Source organism: Kribbella sp. CA-245084, assembly GCF_050942355.1.
GTDB lineage: Bacteria > Actinomycetota > Actinomycetes > Propionibacteriales > Kribbellaceae > Kribbella.
The window spans coordinates 5,377,800-5,395,984 of record NZ_CP192053.1; the positions used below are offsets into that span (position 1 = coordinate 5,377,800).

Consider the following 18,185-nt stretch of genomic DNA (forward strand, 5'->3'; position numbering starts at 1 on the left):
ATCCGCCCCACCGCCTGTCAGGAGACTTGCATGCCAGACATCAATCGCCGGAGGTTCCTCCAACTGGCCGGAGCTTCGGCCGCGTTCGCCGCGATGGCGAACAGTATCGAGCAGGCGGCCGCCATCCCGGCGCATCGCCGGTTCGGCACCATCCAGGACGTCGAGCACATCGTCGTACTCATGCAGGAGAACCGGTCGTTCGACCACTACTTCGGCACGCTCAACGGTGTCCGCGGGTTCGGTGACCCGCGACCGGTGACGCTGCCGAGCGGTCAGCCGGTGTGGCACCAGAAGAATGCCCTCGGCAAGGAGATCCTGCCGTTCCACCCGGACGCCGACGACCTGGGCCTGCAGTTCATCCAGGACCTCGCCCACAGCTGGGGCGACGCCCACCAGGCCGTGAACGGCGGCAAGTACGACCAGTGGATCCCGGCGAAGACGTCGACCACGATGGCGTACCTGACCCGCGAGGACATCCCGTTCCACTACGCGCTCGCCGACAAGTTCACGCTCTGCGACGCGTACCACTGCTCGTTCATGGGCTCCACCGACCCGAACCGGTACTACATGTGGACCGGCTACACCGGGAACGACGGCACCGGCGGCGGCCCCGTCCTCGGCAACGACGAGGCCGGCTACGGCTGGACGACGTACCCCGAGCGGCTCGAGCAGGCCGGTGTCTCGTGGAAGATCTACCAGGACATCGGCGACGGCCTCGACGCGGCCGGCGGCTGGGGGTGGATCGACGACGCGTACCGCGGGAACTACGGCGACAACTCGTTGCTGTACTTCGACAACTACCGCAACGCCTCGGCCGGCAACCCCTTGTACGACAAGGCTCGCACCGGCACGAACGCGAAGGCCGGCGAGAGCCTGTTCGCGCGGCTCGCCGCCGACGTAAAGAACAACCAGCTGCCGAAGATCTCCTGGATCGCGGCACCGGAGGCGTTCACCGAACACCCGAACTGGCCCGCCAACTACGGCGCCTGGTACATCTCGCAGGTCCTCGACGCGCTCACCGCGAACCCCGAGGTGTGGAGCAAGACCGCGCTGTTTATCACCTACGACGAGAACGACGGCTTCTTCGACCACGTCGTACCGCCGTTCCCGCCGCTCGACGCGAACCAGGGTCTGTCCACGGTGGACCCCGGGCCGGACCTGTACACCGGCACGAAGGTCGCGCACGGAGCGTACGGTCTGGGCCAGCGGGTGCCGATGCTCGTCGTCTCGCCGTGGAGCACCGGCGGGTACATCTGCTCGCAGACGCTCGACCACACGTCGATCATCCGGTTCATGGAGTCGCGGTTCGGCGTCCACGAGCCGAACATCTCGCCGTGGCGCCGCGCGGTCTGCGGTGACCTGACGTCCGCGTTCGACTTCGGTACGACGGCCACGCAGCCGGCCAAGCTTCCCGACACGACCGCGTACCAGCCGCCGGACAACAAGCGGCACCCGGACTATGTGCCGACGCCGCCCGCGGTCGGCAAGGTTCCGGTGCAGGAGCGCGGCTGCCGCCGTACCCGGCCGTTGCCCTACGCACCGGTCGTCGACGGAGCGGTTGCCGACAGCAAGTACAAGCTGACCTTCAGCTCCGGGCCGCACGCCGGCGCGCAGTTCCTGATCACGTCCGCGAACCGCACCGACGGCCCGTGGACGTACACCGCCGAGGCCGGTAAGACCGTGGCCGACAGCTGGAACCCGGTCTACTCCGGCGGCGTCACCGACCTCACCGTGCACGGCCCGAACGGCTTCCTCCGCGCCTTCAAGGGCAAGCCCGCGACCGGCCTGGAGATCACCGCCCGCGAGAACGCCGGCACCGGCAACGTCGACCTCACCATCACCTCCGACGCCGCCCGGAACATCACGATCGCCAACGCGTACGACGGCAGGAAGAAGACGCTCAGCGTCCGCAAGGGCAAGACCACCTACACGGTCACCACCACGAGCCACTGGTACGACGTCTCGGTCACCACCGACGCCGACACGACCTACCTCCGCCGCTACGCCGGCCACGTCGAAACCGGCGCCCCCGGCCAGAGCGACCCCGCCATCAAGACCGCCTGACAGCACGGCCGAGGGCCCCGATCCAGAGGATCGGGGCCCTCGGTGTCGGTAAAATTCCTCCCTCCTGCGATGCAACCGGATTCGCCCCGGTAGGCGTGTTTAACCCGGGAATCGAGGATGGGAGAGCAGATGAGTGATCGGGACGCCGAGTTCGAGGCGTATTTCGCGGCACGTTCCGATGCCATGCGCGGCACGGCATACCTGCTCTGCGGGGACTGGCATCGCGCGGAGGATCTGGTCCAGCAGACGTTCACGAAGATCTACCTGGCGTGGCGCCGGATTCAGCGGCACGGGGCGATGGACAGCTACACCAGGCAGACGCTCGTCCGCACATTCCTGTCCGAGCGGCGCCGAGGGTGGTTCCGGCACGAGTCGGTCGGGTCCGAGCAGGCCGACCGGGCCGTGCCGTCACCCGACCTCGCCGACGAGCGGCTCCTGTTGCTGGAGGCACTCGTGAAGGTGCCGCCGAGGCAACGCGCCGTGCTGGTCCTGCGGTACTGGGAGGACCAGTCGGTCGAGCAGACAGCCGCGCTGCTCGACTGCTCGGCCGGAACGGTCAAGAGCCAGGCCGCCCGCGGGCTGGCAACGCTGCGGGGGTTGCTTGAACAGGAGAGGGTTCGATGAACGAAGAGGATCTGAACGAGGCATTCCACGACGTGATCGTGCGCAGCCGTCCGCCGGAGTCGATGGATCCTGGGCGCGTGCTCGAGCAGGCCCGCCGGGCGCGCAAGCGGCGCCAGGTGACCTGGGCCGGGGCCACCGTCGCCGCGCTGGTGGTCGTCGCCGGGGCCGGTCCCGTGCTGATCGCGAACTACGCCGGCAACCGCTCGACGGGCCCGATGGTGGCAGGCGTCACCACCACGCCGCAGCCACCGTCCACCTCGACGCCGGTGACCACCACCCCGTCGCCGGTCGGCACCGTGGCCCCGAAGACGCGGAAGTCCAACGACCCGTGGCCGGAGGGCCAGGTGGACCGTACGGCGACCACGGGTCCGCGCGCCGAACGGGCCGTCACGCTGATGAACGATCTGAGCTCCGCAGTACCGGCCGGGTTCAGCCAGCCGAACCTGAAGTTCCCGGACGGCAGATCGATGAGATGGCCGCAGAGCCAGTACGCCTCCAACGACGGAGAGCAGGACTACTGGGAGTACGCGGCGACCATCCCGGTGCAGAAAGGCGACCGGGTCGGGCAGGTGTTCGCGCAGTCGACCACGCCCGACGGGAAGCCGGCGACGACCCCGTGCAAGCTCGCGCAGAGGTTCTGGGGCGGGACCGGAGCCTGCAGCGTCATGGACGTCGGCGGCAAGAAGGTCGGCGTGCTGACGACCAACGGGAAGGGCAGTTACGACCAATGGGCCGCCTACCGGTATGCCGACGGCACCGTCGTGTTCGTCGCACAGGCCAAGAAGAGCGACCAGTCGGGGCGGTCGCCGCTCACGCAGCCGGTGTTCACCGGCCGCCAGCTGGCCGAGCTGGCGACGTCGGCGAAGTTCAAGATCAGCGCCTGATCAGGCCGCGGGGATTAGAGGATCGGCGCCTCCGGCTTGGTGGCGTCGGCGGGGACGTTGTCGTCCAGGCGTTCGAGTTCGTCGACCTGGATGCGGGTGGTCCAGCGCTGGTCGGGGTCGGGGGACGGGATCGAGTCGAGCAGGAGCTTCGTGTACGGGTGTTCAGGCTCGTGCATAACCGTGGCGACCGGGCCGCGTTCGACGATCTGGCCCTTGGTGATGACCATGACCTCGCCGCCCAGGTAGTACACCGTTGACAGGTCGTGGGTGATGAACAGCGTGGTCATGCCGTGTTCGCGCTGGAAGTCGAGCAGGATGTCCAGGAAGTGCTTGCGGACCTGGGCATCCAGCATCGACACCGGCTCGTCGGCGATGATGAACGACGGGCGGAGCATGTGGACCCGGGCCAGCATGATGCGCTGGCGCTGCCCGCCGGACAGCTGGTGCGGGTACCGTCCGAGCACGTTCTCCGGCTCCAGCCGGACCGCCTGCAGGGACTCCTCGATCAGCTTCAGCCCCGCCTCGCGGGTGGAGGCCAGCTTGAACTTCTTGACCGCCTTCCACAGCACGCGATCCACCCGGTAGAAGGGATTGAAGATCGCGTACGGGTCCTGGAAGACCGGCTGCACGTCGCGCCGGTAGGCGTCGTACTCCGACCGGCTCAGCTTGAAGATGTCCTTGCCGCCGTACAGCACCGAGCCGGCCGTCGGCTTCTGCAGGCCGAGCACGTTGCGGGCGATCGTGCTCTTCCCGCTGCCGCTCTGACCCACCAGGCTGACGATCTGCGGCGGCGACGCGGCGAGGCTGAAGCTGACGTCGTCGACCGCGGTCACATACCCGTCGGCGACCCCACGGGCGTGGAATCGTTGCTGTACGCCACGAAGTTCGAGTTCTGACTTCACGATGCCCTCCGTCCTACCTGCGGGATGGATTCGATCAGCTGCCGGGTGTAGGGATCGTGCGGATCCTTGAACACCTGGCGTACGTCGCCGACCTCGACCAGCCTGCCCTCGTACATCACCGCGACCCGGTCGGCCAACTGCGCGTGCACACCCATGTCGTGCGAGATCACCATCAGCGTCACGCCGAAGTCGGTCCGCAGATCGGCGAGCGACTGCAGGATCACCCGCTGGATCGTCACGTCGAGCGCGGTGGTCGGCTCGTCCGCGATCACCAGGTCGGGTTCGAGTGCGACCGCGATCGCCATCAGCACCCGCTGCTTCATCCCGCCGGACAGCTCGTGCGGGTACATCCGGGCCACCCGCGGCTCCAGACCGACCTGGCCGAGCAGCCGCGGGATCATGTCGCCGACCGCTTCCTTCCGGTTCGGCGCGTGCTCGACGATCACGTCCTTGAACTGGTCGTGGACGCGCATCACCGGGTTGAGCGAGCTCATCGAACCCTGCGGGAGATACGACAGCGCGCTCCACCGCAGTACCCGCAGCTCTTCGCCCTGCACCTTGAGCAGGTCCACCGGCGACCGGCCGGCGGGGTGGAACATCACCGAGCCGCCGGTCACCTTGCCCGGCGCCTTCAGGAGCCGCAGCAGTGCGACCGCGAGCGTGCTCTTGCCGCTGCCCGACTCCCCCGCGATCCCGAGGATCTCACCTCGACGTACGTCGAGGTCGATCCCGCGGACCGCCTGGACGTCGCCGCGGTTGGTGGAGTAGATGACCTCCAGGCCCTTGATCTCCAAGACCGAGTCACTCACCGGCCACTCCCCTCAGTCGCGGGTTGTAGACCTCTTCGAGGCCGATGTTCACCATGTTCAGCGCGGCGAACAGCAACGTTAGCAGGCCGATCGGTACGACGAACATCGGCCAGGCGCCCAGCGTCAGCGCGCCGGTGCCGATCGCGTTGAAGATGATCTGGCCGAGGTCGATCACGCCGCCCGGCCCGAGGCCGATGATCTCCAGGCCGACCAGTCCGAAGATCGCGCCCAGCGCCGACGACGCGAAACCGACGCCGATGAACGGCAGCAGGTTCGGCAGCAACTCGGTGACGATGATCTCGATGTCGCGCGCCTTGCTGACCCGCGCCAGGTCGACGTACGGCCGCGTTCTCAGCGAGAGCACCTGTGAGCGGATCGTCTTGGCCGCGAACGGCCAGGAGAAGATCGAGATCATCACACCGACCTGGAACAGGCTCACGTTCTTCGCGTACGCCGACAGCGCGATCAGCAACGGGAACGTTGGGATGACCAACAAGATGCCGGTGAACGTGGAGAGCACGTTGTCGATCCAGCCGCCCTTGTACCCGGCGACGAATGCGACGATCACGCCGACCACCGTCGAGATCAGTCCGGCGATCGCGCCGATCTGCAGCGAGACCGACAACGCCTTCACCACCATCGCGAACACGTCCCGGCCGAACTGGTCCGTGCCGAGCAGATGCTGTGGGCTCGGCACCTGCCACTTCTCGTAGGCCGCCAGCTCGATCGGGTCCTGCCCGCCGCCGATCGCCTTCACGATCAGCGGGCTGAACAGCGCGATCAGGACCAGCACCGCGAGGACGGTGAGCCCGGTCGCCAGGCGACGGCTGTTGCGGATCGTCCGCAGTACCGCAGTCAGAAGTCTCATCGTCATCACTTCCAGTACTTGACCCGCGGGTCAAGCAGCGGGAGCAGGAGGTCGAGGAGCAGTACGGCCGTCAGCACCGAGAAGATCGCAATGTCGGTGACGCCGAGGATCGTGTTGAAGTCGAGCTGCTGGATCGCTGTGACCAGCGTCGTGCCGAGCCCCGGATAGTTGAACAGCTGCTCTACCAGCACGTTGCCGTTGAAGATGAAGCCCAGCGAGATGCCGAACGCGGTGATCTGCGGCAGGTAGCAGTTCCGCAGCGCATACCTGGTCAGGATCCGCGAGTTCTTCAGGCCCTTCGCCTCGGCGTACACCAGGTAGTCCTCGCCGAGGATCGGGATCATCAGCATCCGGGTGGACAGGATCCAGCTGAACGTCCCGATGATCACGATCGACAGGCCGGGCAGCAATCCGTACTTCAGCACGCTGCCGATGAAGGCCGGACTGAACCCGGGATTGATGTTGGAGTCGTACGCCGATCTCGCAGGCAACAATCCCATCGAGTACGCGAAGACGTACACCAGAATCAGGGCGACGAAGAAGTACGGCACGTGCGACAGCGCGATCGACAGGTTGGTGGCGATCGCGGAGCCGAGCTTGCCGCGCCGCCAGCCGGCGATCGCGCCCATGATCACGCCGAGGATCCAGGCCAGCACGGCCGAGATCCCGAGCAGACCGATTGTCCAGGGCAACGATCGCAGGATCACCGTCTGGGCCGGCGTCGGGTAGTTGATCAGGCTCGGCCCGAGATCGCCGTGCAGGATCAGCTTCTCCATGTACCGCAGGTACTGCGTGAGCAGGTTGCCGTCGAGACCGAACTCGTGCCGGTACCGGGCGATCAGCTCGGCACTGGCCTGGGCGTTGTAGACGTAATTCTGCTGCAGCGTCTGGATCAGGGTCTGGATCGGGTCACCAGGCATCAGGCGGAAGAAGAAGAACGCGATGGTCAGCGCTCCCCACAGCTCCACCAGGTACAGCCCGAACCTCCGGATCGCATACGCCGCCAGCGGATGCCGGGACAGCCAGGCCCGCACCCCCGAGACGGGTGCGGAGTCCTGGCTCTTGTCGACAGCTACCACTGGCGGGGCTTCCGCCGTCACGCCGGTCCCTTCTGCCCGGTGGCGCTGATCTTGCCGAGCACGAAGATGAAGTGCGGCCACCAGTTCAGCGGTACCTCGTACACGTTGTCGTCGGTCGGCCAGTCCTTCCAGAACGCCGTGTTGAAGTACGACGGGTAGCCGGTCTGGATCGAGGCGAGCAACGGCAGTTGCTGGAAGTAGATCTCCAGCGCCTGGTCGAGCAGCGGCTTGGCCTCCGGCGAATCCGGGTTGAGCTGGCCCAGCTGATCGATGATCTTGTCGAAGTCGGGGTTGCGGAACCGCATCTTGTTCTTGCCGGCCGAGTTCTTGCCGATCGGCTGGTACTTGTCGCTGGTCCAGTCGGTGTACAGCTGGACCGGGTCGATCGCGAAGCCGGCCCAGTTGGAGTCGATGTCGTACTGGCCGCGCTGGAACTTGTCGTCGTGGACGCTTCCGGCCAGGCTGCGCAGCGTGGCCGGGACGCCGACCTTGGCGAGCGCGGTCTTCAGCACGTTGGCGATCGCGTACTCGCCGCCGTCGACCGGCGAGACCGTGATGATCTCGAGGTTGATCTCCTTGCCCTTGTACGTCCGCTTGCCGGCCGCGTTCTTCGGCGCGATCTCGTCCAGCATCTGACTCGCCTTGTCAGGGTTGAACTCGAACTTGTACTTGTTCGCGAGGTCGTCGTTCTTCCACTTGTCGTTGGTCGGGTAGTCCGCCCACGGGTACTGCGCCGGCGGCACCTTGACCGGCCAGATCGAGTTGCCGATCTTCTCCCGGTCGATGCAGTAGTTGATCGCCCAGCGCATCTTCGGCTCCGCCATCACGCCGCGCGCCGGGTCGCAGTTCAGCCAGAAGACCCGTGGGTTCGGGTCGTGGAACTGCGTGGTCACGAGGTTCGGGTAGCCGGTGTTGCGCAGCTGCTTGGCATGCGGCTCGTCGACCGAGCCGACATCGAACTCGGCCCGTTCGAAGGCCAGCGACGCCTGGTCGAGCTGCTTCGACGTGCTCTGGTAGACCGCGTACTGCGGCTTGACGTCGAGCTTGTCCTTGTTCCAGTAGTTCGGGTCCTTCTCCCAGACGAACATCTTCTGGTTCCGGATCGCCTGCTTCAGCTTGTACGGGCCGCTGCGGACCGGCGGGTTGTCCTTGTACTTCGTCGGGTCCTGCGACTTCCAGATGTGCTCGGGCATGATGTTGTTCGGAGCACCGGCGATCGCGGCGATGAAGTTGTAGTGGAAGCGCGGCGCCGGCTTCAGGAAGGTGACCACCGCCGTCTGCGGGTCGGGAACCGCGACCGACTTGACGAACTCCTTCAGGTCACCGCCGCCCCCGAAGAGGTCCGGCCGGTCCTTCAGCAGCATCACCGTGAACTTGAAGTCGTTCGCCCCCAGCGGCTGGCCGTCGTTCCAGTGAGCCTTCGGGTCGAACTTCAGGGTCAGCTCGGTGAAGGCGTCGTTGTACTTGTACTCCGTCGCCAGCCACGGCGTGAGCTTGCCGGTTGCGAAGCTGAGGAAGAACAACGGCTCGGTGGCCAGCTCCACGCCGGCGCCCGACGGCGAGCCGTTCGGGATCATGCCGTTGAAGCTGTCGAAGACGGTGTACTCGACCTGACCCACGATCACCGACTGGTCGCGTGGGACCGGGATGTTGGCCTTGCCGATCTGGATCGACTTGGTCGCCACCGGCTTGTTGTTGTTGGCGGGCTTGTCGGAGTACGAGCCACCACCGGAGCAGGCCGCGAGGAAGGCGGTCATCGCCGCCGCGGCACCTCCGCCGACCATGCTTCGCCGACTCAGCTGATAGCGGACGACATCTTGGACGTCTTCGAACTGTGGGCGCGGTGCTTCGTTCATGACGAAAGTCACCTCCGTTTCCGTTGCGCGGACGAGCTGTTCACCGACCGAGAGGTGCCACGGACTATAAGTAGCGTTGACAACGTTGGCAAGAGTTCGTTGCCACGTTGGAAAAATGAAGTCATATCCGCAGATCAGTCGATATACCAACCTCTGACAACGTTGGTTCGCTCTGAGTGACGCCCGGAGGCGGAAACGCTTCCAACGGCGGTCACAGGGTGTGCTGATCCGCCGCCGCGGCCGGTTCCGGTCAGTCGTAGACGGCGTCGACCAGAAGTTCGGTGCTGCGGTCCGGTTCGTTGAGAACCGCGCGGATCACATGCCGCCGGTCCCACCGGCCCGCGGACCAGGCCAAGGCCTTCGCGAGGCCGTCGAACGTCGCCGCGTGCGGGGCGCCGTCGGCGTCCACCCACCACGACACCTCGACGCCATCGACCGTGAGCTCCTCGTGCTCCCACCAGGTCGCCGGCACCTCGGGGACGAGTTCGCGGACGATCGGCGGTACGTCGGCCGCCGTCCCCTCGCCGTCGATCTTGCCCTCGGCAATCTCTTGCGCCATCGGTACGTCGAGGAGGTCGCTCAGCCCGTCGGCCGCGGCGCCGGACCCGATCACGAACCCGCCGAGGTCCTCCCGCTGCACCCACATCGGCCCGTCGACGACGACGGCCTGGTCCGCGTCGATCACCCGGGTCACGCCGTCCGCGTCGAGCACCCGGGTCTGCTCCGGCGCATCGCCGGGGAACAGTGCGAGCGTGCCGAGCCGGGTCCACAGCCGCAGGATCGAGGCCGCGTCGACGTCACGCTCCGGGTCGACCAGTCGGTCCAGGACGAGGCTGATGCCGTCGGCGTCGAGGTCGCCGACGTCGCGGACCAGCCCAACCGCAGTACGCACCTCTGGATCGAGGGCGGCGGTCCAGGCAGGCGCTTCGTCGAGGAAGGTCGCGAGCACCGGCTCGGCTTCGGGGTCGGCACGTCCGGCGAGCGGTTCGCCGTCGTCGAGGATGACATGCTCGCGGATCCACCAGGCGGCGTACGACGGTACGCCGAGCGGCCGGTCGTCCGGGCCGACGACGCGGACCTGGGTGACGAGTGCGCGACGGAGATCCGGCTCAGAACCCATGATGTGCAGGGCTTTCGGCCAGTTGGCGTCGGTGATCCAGTCGAGGTCGCGGATCGCCTCGAGTTCGCCGACGGTTGCGCCGTACCGGGAGCCTTCGGGTGCGACGTCGTACGCCCAGTCCTCGATCGCGTCGAGGTCCTGGACGGCTTCGGGGAGTTGGTCGAGCGCGACATCGGAAGCGGCGACGACGCCGAGGGTCGCGAGCACGCCGACGGCTTCGAGCGCGGGCAGGCCGTAGCGCTCGAGCACGTCGCCGGCGATGGGCGCGACCTCGTCGGGGTCGAGGATGGCTTGTGCGTCAGAACCCTCGACAACCAAGGCGTTTGCGGGGACCAGCTCGCCATCGGCGTCGCGCAGTACGAGGTCGTTGAGCCACCAGAGGCCTCCGGCTTGGGCTGGGTCGGCAGCGACGAGGCTGAGTACGGCGTGGGCGATCGCGTCGGGGTCGTCGGACTCGGCGCAGTGCTCGACCGCGGTGCGGACGGCGCTGTCCTCGAGGAGAGATCGCGGGGTGGCGGGGATCGCGCCGAGCCGTTCAAGTGCTGGGTCGACGGCGTCGGGATGCACGACGCGTACGCCGTACTCGCCAAAAGCGGCCAGAATGTCGACCGGGATCTCCGGGCCGGGCAACAGCAACCCGCGTGCGCCCCGCACCAGCCGCCCGTCAGCAAGCGGCACAGGAAGCGTGCCGAGCGACTCCCGGATCAGCGCATCGGTGACCATGCTGGTGAGCGAGCTGTACAGCCCTCGCCACCACTCGGCCGGCTCCTCTCCCCCAAGCTGATCCACAACTTCGACCAGCTCCAAACGCCTTACCTGCAAGGCATCCAGCGCCAACCGATCCTCCCGCCGCGACCTGATCAGGCCCGGCACGATCGGCGCCAGCTTCTCGTTGAACGCGTCGTCCGCGCCCTCCACCACCACTGCGTCGCGCGGCCGTAGCAGGGTCGTGCCCTCGACGGCCCTCACCATCGGCGTAGCCGGCAGACGACTCAGAATCTCTTCCCGCAGCATCCGGTCCAGCACCCCGGCCGCGAGCCCGGTCGGCACCAGCCGCAGTACGTCGTCGCCGTGACCGGCTCGCTGCCTCAGGAGGTCGGCGAACGAGCCGGCCGCCTCCCGGACCAGGCGTTCGGTCAACGGGCCTTTGGCAACATGCCGTCGGGTGGAGTCGAGCGGGAAAGTTGCCAACAGCAACGCACCGAGCGACACGGGCTCGTCCGTGGGCGTGGGCGCATAGGCAACTGCGGGCACGACCGCCGGCATACCCGGCGCACCCTGCAGCTGCGGCGGCTGCGGGACGCGGGGTAGTGCCCAGGTGACCGACCAACTCGGGCGAGAGCGTTCCTCGGTTGGGCGGTCCGCGAGCAACTGCTCGCGTTCAGCGGTGTCGAACACACCGCCGGTGCGGTGGATGTGCCAGCGGGACTCAGCGTCTTGGAGGACTCGGTGGTCGTCGTCGGTCTCGATTTCGATGCGGTGGAGGCCGGGCAGGGCGAGGAGAAGTGCGTCGTCGGCTTCGGCGAGCAGGCGCCGGACGAGCGCGGCGGCCGCCTCGTCGCGGAGGGGCAGGATGACGGCTGTGTCGTAGTCCGCAGGCGGTTCGCCGTCCGCTTCGAACGGGAGGCGAAGAACAGGAACCTGCCCGTCACGTCGCCGTACCTCGGTGTCGAGATCAGCTGCGAGCCCGGCGATCGCGGCCGCGGTGTCGGCCTTCGAGAACCGCACCCCGCCGGTGCGCGACAGCACGACCGGTTCGTCGGTCACCGCAAGCACAGCCGAGAAACCGACCCCGAACCTGCCCACCGAAGGCTCTTCACGCTTCGCCGATGCCCTCAAGGTTGCCAGCGACTCAACGCCCTCCGCGTCCAACGGCGCACCGGTGTTCGCCACGACCAGCGTGTTGTTCTTGAACTCGAACAACACGCGCCCTGGTACGCCGGCGCGTGCGGCCGCATCGGCGGCGTTCTGGGCCAGCTCGATGACGAGCCGATCGACGTACCCGCCGAGGGCCAGCTCCTCCTCGGCGTTCGCGTCTTCGCGGAATCGCACCGGTGCGGCCGCCCATCCGGCCAGCACCCGTTCGCGGATCCCCGCCGTACCGAACACGTCATCAGTCACCGACGAAGTATGACGTTCACTGGAACGAACACCCCGGGTTGGGTGCGTCTTCATCATCTATCGTGGTCCGGTGATCGCATCTGGGAGTCGGTACGTCGCCCTCGGTAGTTCGTTCGCGGCTGGGCCGGGGATCAGCCCGATCGTGCACCCGCCCGCAGGCCGTTCGGGCAACAACTACGCGCATCTGGTCGCCGCAGAGCTCGGCCTCGAGCTCACGGACGTCTCGTACTCCGGCGCCACCACCGCACACCTGCTCGACACGGCGCAGGACGACGCTCCACCGCAACTCGAAGCGGTTACCCCGGAGACCGCGCTCGTCACGATCACCGTCGGCGGCAACGATCTCGAGTACGTCGGCACGTTCCTGCGCGGGAGCTTCCTGAACACGATCGCGAAGCCCGCCACGATCCTCGGCCGCCGCGTCGCGAACCGGATCCGCGCGCGGGTCAGCTACCTCAAGGACGAAGCGTCGTACCAGACCGTCGCGGACTCGCTGACCAAGGTCGTCGAGCAGGCGCAGGAGCGTTCACCGAACGCGCGGATCCTGCTCGTCGACTACCTCAGCCTGGTCGGACCGGGCACGCGGGCGCGGCTCGACGTACCGCTGAACGAGGAGCAGTTGCCGAGCGTCGCGATGATGGCGGACGGTCTGGCCGGCGCGTTCGCGAAGGCCGCGGCGGCAACGGGTGCCGACCTGATCGCGGCGTCGGCCGCGAGTAGCGATCACGCGATCGGTTCGCCAGAGCCGTGGACGACCGGGTTCACGATGTTGCCGCCGAACCTCGGCGGCTTCGTTCCGTACCACCCGAATGCGGCGGGCATGCGCGGCGTCGCCGACCTGATCATCGAGGTACTGCGGACATGAAGGTGCGTGAGGCAACCGAATCGGACGTCGACGCGGCGGTCGGAACGCTCACCCGCGCATTGTTCGACTATCCGATGTCCCGGGCCTGCCTCGACCCGGACGGGTACGACGAACGACTCACGGCGTACCACCGGCTGTTCGTCGAAGGGATCGGCCTGCCGCACGGGCGGATCTGGGTCACCGACGACGTGAGCGCGGTCGCGCTCTGGTTCCCACCGGACATGCCGGCGGACGCGTTCGCGCCACATGCCGCCGCGTTCGAGGAACTCACCGGCTCCCGCGCCGCGCTCAACGCGGAGTTCGGCCAGGCGATCGGGGCCTTCCACCCGCGCGAGCCGGTCTGGCTGCTCGCGCTCGCCGGGGTCGATCCCGATCGCCAACGCCAAGGCCTGGGCCACGCGGTCATCGAACCGGGTCTCGCCGCGGCCGACGCCGCCCACTCCCCCGCGTTCGTCGAGACCCAGGACCCCGCAAACGTGGGCTTCTACGAGTCCTTCGGCTTCACCACGACCGCCGAACTGGAGCTCCCGCACCGCGGCCCCACGCACTACTCGATGTACCGCGCCGCCCGCTAGGCCGGCTTGTGCACGTACGGCGTCGTGGTGGTGACCGCGAGGAAGCCGAGGCGCTGCAGGATCGGGGAGCTGTCGTCGGACGCGTCGACGTGGAGGTACTTGTAGCCGAGCTCGACCGCACGGGCGGCGCGTACGGCGACGAGTGCCTTGTAGATGCCCTTGCCGCGCCACTCGGCGAGCGTTGATCCGCCCCACAGGCCGGTGAACTCGGTGCCCTTCTTGTACACGGCCCAGGCGGCAGACACCACCTGGCCGTCGACCTCGGCGACGAAGATGTCGGTGCCGGCGGCGTGCCGGCGTACCAGGTCGTCGGTGAGCCAGGACCAATCGTCGTTCCAGACGGTCGACTCCATGGCGGCGATCCGCTCGAAGTCGGCGCGGTCGGAGACCAGACGGATCGTGACGCCATCGACCGCGTCGCGGCCGCGGAGGCGCTCGGCGATGTCGGCGCTCTCGGCGACGAGCACGGTCTCCTGCTCCTCGGGCTCGAACCCGGCGGCGCGCAGCCGGTCCGGCAGGTCGGCGGGCTGGTCGTGGCCGCGGAGCTTCCATTCGACCGCTTGGCCCTTCGCCGCGAAGTAGTCGCGCTGGCGGGCGATCAGGGCGTCGATCTCGGCGCTGTCGAGGCCGTCGAGCGTGCGGTAGCTGACGAACCCGCGGCTCGGGTACTCGACCCGGATCACCGGGCCGTCCATGCTCGTCGGCACGTCCGCGCTCTCACTGGTTCCGCGCAGTTGGTCGTCGTACACGGCGAGCAACTGCTCGCTCTTCGAGGCATCAGTCACGAAAGGACTCTGACACGCGATCGGATCACCCACCAACTGCGACGACGGGCGCTCTTGTTCGTGCGGCGACGGCGACCGGCGCCTTCGCTCAGGCCGTGCTTGTGGTCGCGGTTGTCGTTGGCGAAGTGGCTCAGCGAGACCATCAGGTTCAGCGGTTCCATCGGTCGGTCCTCCAGGCTCTTGGCGCTTACACCCCTACGTCGGAGCCGACCCGCTGAGATTGACATGCCTCGGCTAAGAATCTTTCTCGGCGAGGACAACCAGCTGCCGAAGGAGATCGTTGAGCAGGGTGCGGTCAGCGCCCGGCAGTTGATGGACCAGCTCCTCCTCGACCCGGCTGATATCGCCGATGGCACGCTCCCAGAGGTCGCTCCCGGTCCGGGTGAGTGTCGCGACCACCTTGCGCCGGTCGTCACGGTCGTGCGCGCGATCGATGAATCCGCGCCGCTCCAGCGCATCCAGCCGATTGGTCAGCGCCGCCGCGGACATCCCGAGCTGCTTGGCCAACCCGCCCGGCGTCTCGCGGTACGGCGTACCGCCGCGCCGGAGCATGTGGAGCGTCTTGAACTCCCACAACTGCAGTCCGTACGCCGCGAGCACGGCCTCACGCCGGCGCTCGAGGTACCGCGTCAGGACCTGCATGCGGACCGTGATCCCCTCGACCTCAGGATCCAGCCCGGGCAACTGACCGGCCCAGAGGTCGACATGTGCATCCACAAAGTCCTTCACCCGACTAACTTTTCAGCCGGTGAAGGTTAGTTGTCAAATATTTCGACGTCGAAATACCCTTTCGGGCATGAGCCAGCTTGCAGCCGCAGATGTCGTCACCGCCGCCACTCACCTCATGCGCGCCGGCCAGTGGCCCGCCGCCACCGCCCTCCTGAACGCAGCCCGAGCCGACGATCCCGCCGAGAAGGTCACCCTCGCGCTGGCCCGCGCCGAGGTGGCAACGGACCAGGACTTCGCGCAGCAGACCGACCAGGCCCATGCCGCGATCGCGGCCGCGGAAGCCGCGTTCCCGGCCGCCCGAGCCGCCGGGCCTTCTCTCGCGCAGTGCTGGGATCTGGCGATGATGAAGCTTCGGAAGGACTATTCGACCGTCCTGTTCGGTTCGCGTGCCGACGACGGGACCCTCGCGCGACGCGCCCAGCAGCTCATTGCGGACGCTCCGGACGATGCCCGCCGCGGAGCCGTCACCTTCTATGCGGGTGTGATGGCGGACAACCTCTACGACCAGTCGGCGGAGGCGTTCGCGCACTACACAACGGCGTACCAACTGGGCGAGAAGGCAGGCGACGAGTTGCTGATGTCGCTCGCGCTCAGGCATCTCGGCGACCACGCGCACACCGCGGGAGACCTCGCGCTGGCGAGACAACACTGGGAGCGATCGACCGAGCTGCGGCAGAAGGTCGGCCATCTGCTCGGTGCGCTCGCCCAGCAGACGCTGCTCGCCGTACTGCTGCGCGACGAGGGCGACACCGCCGGCTCGCAAGCGCTGGCAGCCGAGGTCAACCGCTGGGCGACCCAGGTGGATCTGAAGTTCATCGTCCGGGAGACAGCTGCCCTGATGGCAGACCGAACGCAGCAGGCACCCCAGCGCTGAACGCGACATGATCCGGCGGCCGCTGCGGAGGCACCAGACCGACGGACTTCAGCAAGGCGTCAGCGTCCAGCGAAGTGAGCGTCGCGGAGTGCAGGATCCACGGAGGATGCTCGTTGGGCAGGTACCAGGTGCGGCCGGCGCGCTCGATATGCAGACCCCAGCGCGCGGTGAGGAAGTCTTCGAGCGGCCCGACAGGCAAGCGCTCCCCCAGCGAGATCCCGACAGCTGACTCGATCCCGCGCAACCTCGACGTGTAGGTGTGGTGGTCGCCGTCGCGCACGTGACTCATGTGGGCCCACCGATACGGCAGTCCGAAGACAGTCCGCGCCGCTGCGACCACCGCCAGCCGGTTCGCGTCGAGGCTGAGGAACACGACACCACGCCGACCGGTCTCGTCGATCGAGTAGAGCCGGATGTTCGTCTCCAGGAACGAGCCGAAGTACGGCACGCCCGGACCGTGCGGCAGCCCGGTGTCGACCATGCGGAACGGCACGAGACCGACGTACGTGCGTCCCTCGAACGTGTCCGGACGCGTGCCCGGCGGGAAGAAGTGCGCGACCGCAGCCGGCTCGACAGCCCAATGCAGGAAGGTCAGATCGAGCCAGCGCTGCCGCAGGATCCGCGGTCGTCGGAGCGTCGGAGCCGCCGGCCACATCAGCTAGTCAGCTGTGGGACGGACCTCGCAGGTCGGCCGCCCATCGTTCAGTTCACACACGATGTACGCCGTACTCCCGGCCTCGGCCGGCTTCCACGGCATCACCGCATCGCCGGCGAGCAACGCGTCCAGCGTCTGCAGCTCGGGATCGCGCTGCTCGGCGTGGTGGTGATACCCCGCAGCGCCCAGCGCCAACGCGATCGACATCCCGAGCAGGTTCACCTCGTTGGGCCCGTCCGGGACGGTCGTACCCTCCACCGGCTCCAACTTGATGCCGTGGTCCGGGACCTCCACGATCTGCGCGGCGTACTTTCCAGCACTCATAGGCCGAGCGTAACCGTTGGAGGTCCCGGATCTACGACACTAGGACGAGAACGCCGCGTCGAAGGATGCGGTCGGGGCGTCGAAGGCGAGGGAGCGGACGAACTGGACTGCTTCGGCCGCGCCGACCAGGCGGTCCATGCCGGCGTCTTCCCACTCGACCGAGATCGGGCCGTCGTACCCGATCGTGTTGAGCATCCGGAAGCACGCCTCCCACGGGACGTCGCCGTGACCGGTGGAGACGAAGTCCCAACCGCGCCGCGGGTCGCCCCAGGCGAGGTGCGAACCCATCCGCCCGTTGCGGCCGTTGCCGACCTGACGCTTCGCGTCCTTGCAGTCGACGTGGTAGATCCGGTCCTTGAAGTCCCACAGGAACCCGACCGGGTCGAGGTCCTGCCAGACGAAGTGCGACGGGTCCCAGTTCAGCCCGAACGCCGGCCGGTGCCCGATCGCCTCGAGCGTGGCAGTCGTCGACCAGTAGTCGTACGCGATCTCCGACGGGTGCACCTCGTGGGCGAACTTCACACCCACCTCGTCGAACACGTCGAGGATCGGGTTCCACCGGTCCGCGAAGTCCTGGTACCCGGCCTCGAGCATCGCCGGCGGCACCGGCGGGAACATCGCGACCGTCTTCCAGATCGACGATCCGGTGAACCCGACCACCACGTCGACGCCGAGCGCACGCGCAGCCCGAGCGGTGGTCTTCATCTCCTCCGCCGCCCGCTGCCGGACACCTTCCGGATCACCGTCACCCCAGATGTGCGCGGGCAGGATCGCCTGGTGCCGCTGGTCGATCGGATCGTCGCAGACCGCCTGCCCGAGCAGGTGGTTGGAGATCGTCCACACCTTGAGGTTGTTCTTCTCAAGGATGTCGAGACGGTCCTGCACGTACGCCGGATCCTCGGCCGCCCGCCGTACGTCGAGATGGTCGCCCCAGCAGGCGATCTCGAGACCCTCGTAGCCCCATGAGGCCGCCAGCCGGGCCACCTCTTCGAACGGCAGGTCGGCCCACTGCCCGGTGAACAACGTGATCGGTCGAGCCATGTCGTCTGCT

At 67.5% G+C, this 18,185-nt stretch carries 18 protein-coding genes; 6 read left to right on the forward strand and 12 right to left on the reverse strand.

What is annotated here, in order from left to right; translation table 11 throughout:
- Positions 1 to 30 precede the first annotated feature (30 nt).
- The 3 genes from ACQPYH_RS25635 (at position 31) to ACQPYH_RS25645 (ending at position 3,572) form a co-directional block, all read left to right on the forward strand.
- Positions 31 to 2,064 (forward strand): phosphocholine-specific phospholipase C, encoded by a 2,034-nt coding sequence (locus ACQPYH_RS25635; RefSeq protein WP_432876163.1) that lies wholly within the window; start codon positions 31 to 33, stop codon positions 2,062 to 2,064.
- Between the two features lie 129 nt (positions 2,065 to 2,193).
- Positions 2,194 to 2,688: a SigE family RNA polymerase sigma factor gene (locus ACQPYH_RS25640; protein WP_432876164.1), complete on the forward strand. Its 495-nt coding sequence runs from the start codon at positions 2,194 to 2,196 to the stop codon at positions 2,686 to 2,688.
- Positions 2,685 to 3,572, forward strand: a complete 888-nt coding sequence (locus tag ACQPYH_RS25645) for a hypothetical protein (RefSeq protein WP_432876166.1) — start codon at positions 2,685 to 2,687, stop codon at positions 3,570 to 3,572. Before ACQPYH_RS25640 ends, ACQPYH_RS25645 begins: the two co-directional genes overlap by 4 nt.
- A gap of 14 nt (positions 3,573 to 3,586) precedes the next feature.
- Here the strand turns inward: ACQPYH_RS25645 and ACQPYH_RS25650 are convergent, their stop codons facing one another.
- From ACQPYH_RS25650 to ACQPYH_RS25675, 6 genes are all read right to left on the reverse strand, one after another.
- The gene (locus tag ACQPYH_RS25650) at positions 3,587 to 4,474 is read right to left on the reverse strand and encodes an ABC transporter ATP-binding protein (RefSeq protein WP_432876168.1); all 888 of its coding nucleotides are present in this window, start codon (positions 4,472 to 4,474) and stop codon (positions 3,587 to 3,589) included.
- Positions 4,471 to 5,283, reverse strand: a complete 813-nt coding sequence (locus tag ACQPYH_RS25655; protein ID WP_432876170.1) for an ABC transporter ATP-binding protein — start codon at positions 5,281 to 5,283, stop codon at positions 4,471 to 4,473. The genes ACQPYH_RS25650 and ACQPYH_RS25655 overlap by 4 nt, the downstream gene beginning before the upstream one ends.
- The gene (locus tag ACQPYH_RS25660; RefSeq protein WP_432876172.1) at positions 5,276 to 6,151 is read right to left on the reverse strand and encodes an ABC transporter permease; all 876 of its coding nucleotides are present in this window, start codon (positions 6,149 to 6,151) and stop codon (positions 5,276 to 5,278) included. The genes ACQPYH_RS25655 and ACQPYH_RS25660 overlap by 8 nt, the downstream gene beginning before the upstream one ends.
- Before the next feature lie 5 nt (positions 6,152 to 6,156).
- On the reverse strand, positions 6,157 to 7,251 hold the full coding sequence (locus ACQPYH_RS25665) for an ABC transporter permease (RefSeq protein ID WP_432876174.1): 1,095 nt from the start codon (positions 7,249 to 7,251) through the stop codon (positions 6,157 to 6,159).
- Complete coding sequence (locus ACQPYH_RS25670) at positions 7,248 to 9,086, reverse strand: ABC transporter substrate-binding protein (protein ID WP_432876176.1); 1,839 nt, start codon at positions 9,084 to 9,086, stop codon at positions 7,248 to 7,250. Before ACQPYH_RS25670 ends, ACQPYH_RS25665 begins: the two co-directional genes overlap by 4 nt.
- A gap of 250 nt (positions 9,087 to 9,336) precedes the next feature.
- Positions 9,337 to 12,327, reverse strand: a complete 2,991-nt coding sequence (locus tag ACQPYH_RS25675; protein WP_432876177.1) for a sacsin N-terminal ATP-binding-like domain-containing protein — start codon at positions 12,325 to 12,327, stop codon at positions 9,337 to 9,339.
- Positions 12,328 to 12,397: 70 nt separating this feature from the next.
- Between ACQPYH_RS25675 and ACQPYH_RS25680 the strand changes: the two genes are divergently transcribed.
- Together ACQPYH_RS25680 and ACQPYH_RS25685 are read left to right on the forward strand one after the other, a co-directional pair.
- Complete coding sequence (locus ACQPYH_RS25680) at positions 12,398 to 13,192, forward strand: SGNH/GDSL hydrolase family protein (RefSeq protein ID WP_432876179.1); 795 nt, start codon at positions 12,398 to 12,400, stop codon at positions 13,190 to 13,192.
- Positions 13,189 to 13,767 carry a GNAT family N-acetyltransferase gene (locus ACQPYH_RS25685; RefSeq protein WP_432876181.1) on the forward strand — a complete coding sequence of 193 codons (579 nt, stop codon included), beginning with the start codon at positions 13,189 to 13,191 and terminating at the stop codon, positions 13,765 to 13,767. The genes ACQPYH_RS25680 and ACQPYH_RS25685 overlap by 4 nt, the downstream gene beginning before the upstream one ends.
- Here ACQPYH_RS25685 and ACQPYH_RS25690 read toward each other — a convergent pair.
- The 3 genes from ACQPYH_RS25690 to ACQPYH_RS25700 all read right to left on the reverse strand — a co-directional run bounded on the left by ACQPYH_RS25690 (position 13,764) and on the right by ACQPYH_RS25700 (position 15,281).
- Entirely contained in the window at positions 13,764 to 14,552 is a 789-nt protein-coding gene (locus ACQPYH_RS25690) for a GNAT family N-acetyltransferase (RefSeq protein WP_432876183.1), read from the reverse strand. The two genes, ACQPYH_RS25685 and ACQPYH_RS25690, sit on opposite strands and share 4 nt — an antisense overlap.
- Complete coding sequence (locus ACQPYH_RS25695) at positions 14,549 to 14,713, reverse strand: hypothetical protein (RefSeq protein WP_432876185.1); 165 nt, start codon at positions 14,711 to 14,713, stop codon at positions 14,549 to 14,551. The genes ACQPYH_RS25690 and ACQPYH_RS25695 overlap by 4 nt, the downstream gene beginning before the upstream one ends.
- A 73-nt stretch (positions 14,714 to 14,786) precedes the next feature.
- A complete protein-coding gene (locus ACQPYH_RS25700; protein ID WP_432876187.1) occupies positions 14,787 to 15,281 on the reverse strand; it encodes a MarR family winged helix-turn-helix transcriptional regulator in 495 nt (164 codons plus the stop codon).
- Between the two features lie 67 nt (positions 15,282 to 15,348).
- On the opposite strand from ACQPYH_RS25700, the gene ACQPYH_RS25705 reads away from it, so the two are divergent.
- Positions 15,349 to 16,155: a hypothetical protein gene (locus tag ACQPYH_RS25705; protein ID WP_432876189.1), complete on the forward strand. Its 807-nt coding sequence runs from the start codon at positions 15,349 to 15,351 to the stop codon at positions 16,153 to 16,155.
- Here ACQPYH_RS25705 and ACQPYH_RS25710 read toward each other — a convergent pair.
- The 3 genes from ACQPYH_RS25710 to ACQPYH_RS25720 are packed head-to-tail and all read right to left on the reverse strand — an operon-like array spanning position 16,094 to position 18,175.
- A complete protein-coding gene (locus tag ACQPYH_RS25710) occupies positions 16,094 to 16,810 on the reverse strand; it encodes a YqjF family protein (protein WP_432876191.1) in 717 nt (238 codons plus the stop codon). The two genes, ACQPYH_RS25705 and ACQPYH_RS25710, sit on opposite strands and share 62 nt — an antisense overlap.
- A 3-nt stretch (positions 16,811 to 16,813) precedes the next feature.
- Positions 16,814 to 17,134: a hypothetical protein gene (locus ACQPYH_RS25715; RefSeq protein ID WP_432876193.1), complete on the reverse strand. Its 321-nt coding sequence runs from the start codon at positions 17,132 to 17,134 to the stop codon at positions 16,814 to 16,816.
- A 39-nt stretch (positions 17,135 to 17,173) separates the two neighbouring features.
- A complete protein-coding gene (locus tag ACQPYH_RS25720) occupies positions 17,174 to 18,175 on the reverse strand; it encodes a sugar phosphate isomerase/epimerase family protein (RefSeq protein WP_432876195.1) in 1,002 nt (333 codons plus the stop codon).
- Positions 18,176 to 18,185 lie beyond the last annotated feature (10 nt).

Coding starts and splice junctions, on each gene's coding strand:
- ACQPYH_RS25720 (WP_432876195.1), bottom strand. CDS start 18,175: ATGGCTCGACCGATCACGTTGTTCACCGGGCAGTGGGCCGACCTGCCG.
- ACQPYH_RS25705 (WP_432876189.1), top strand. CDS start 15,349: ATGAGCCAGCTTGCAGCCGCAGATGTCGTCACCGCCGCCACTCACCTC.
- ACQPYH_RS25710 (WP_432876191.1), bottom strand. CDS start 16,810: ATGTGGCCGGCGGCTCCGACGCTCCGACGACCGCGGATCCTGCGGCAG.
- ACQPYH_RS25635 (WP_432876163.1), top strand. CDS start 31: ATGCCAGACATCAATCGCCGGAGGTTCCTCCAACTGGCCGGAGCTTCG.
- ACQPYH_RS25670 (WP_432876176.1), bottom strand. CDS start 9,086: ATGAACGAAGCACCGCGCCCACAGTTCGAAGACGTCCAAGATGTCGTC.
- ACQPYH_RS25645 (WP_432876166.1), top strand. CDS start 2,685: ATGAACGAAGAGGATCTGAACGAGGCATTCCACGACGTGATCGTGCGC.
- ACQPYH_RS25695 (WP_432876185.1), bottom strand. CDS start 14,713: ATGGAACCGCTGAACCTGATGGTCTCGCTGAGCCACTTCGCCAACGAC.
- ACQPYH_RS25715 (WP_432876193.1), bottom strand. CDS start 17,134: ATGAGTGCTGGAAAGTACGCCGCGCAGATCGTGGAGGTCCCGGACCAC.
- ACQPYH_RS25685 (WP_432876181.1), top strand. CDS start 13,189: ATGAAGGTGCGTGAGGCAACCGAATCGGACGTCGACGCGGCGGTCGGA.
- ACQPYH_RS25660 (WP_432876172.1), bottom strand. CDS start 6,151: ATGAGACTTCTGACTGCGGTACTGCGGACGATCCGCAACAGCCGTCGC.
- ACQPYH_RS25640 (WP_432876164.1), top strand. CDS start 2,194: ATGAGTGATCGGGACGCCGAGTTCGAGGCGTATTTCGCGGCACGTTCC.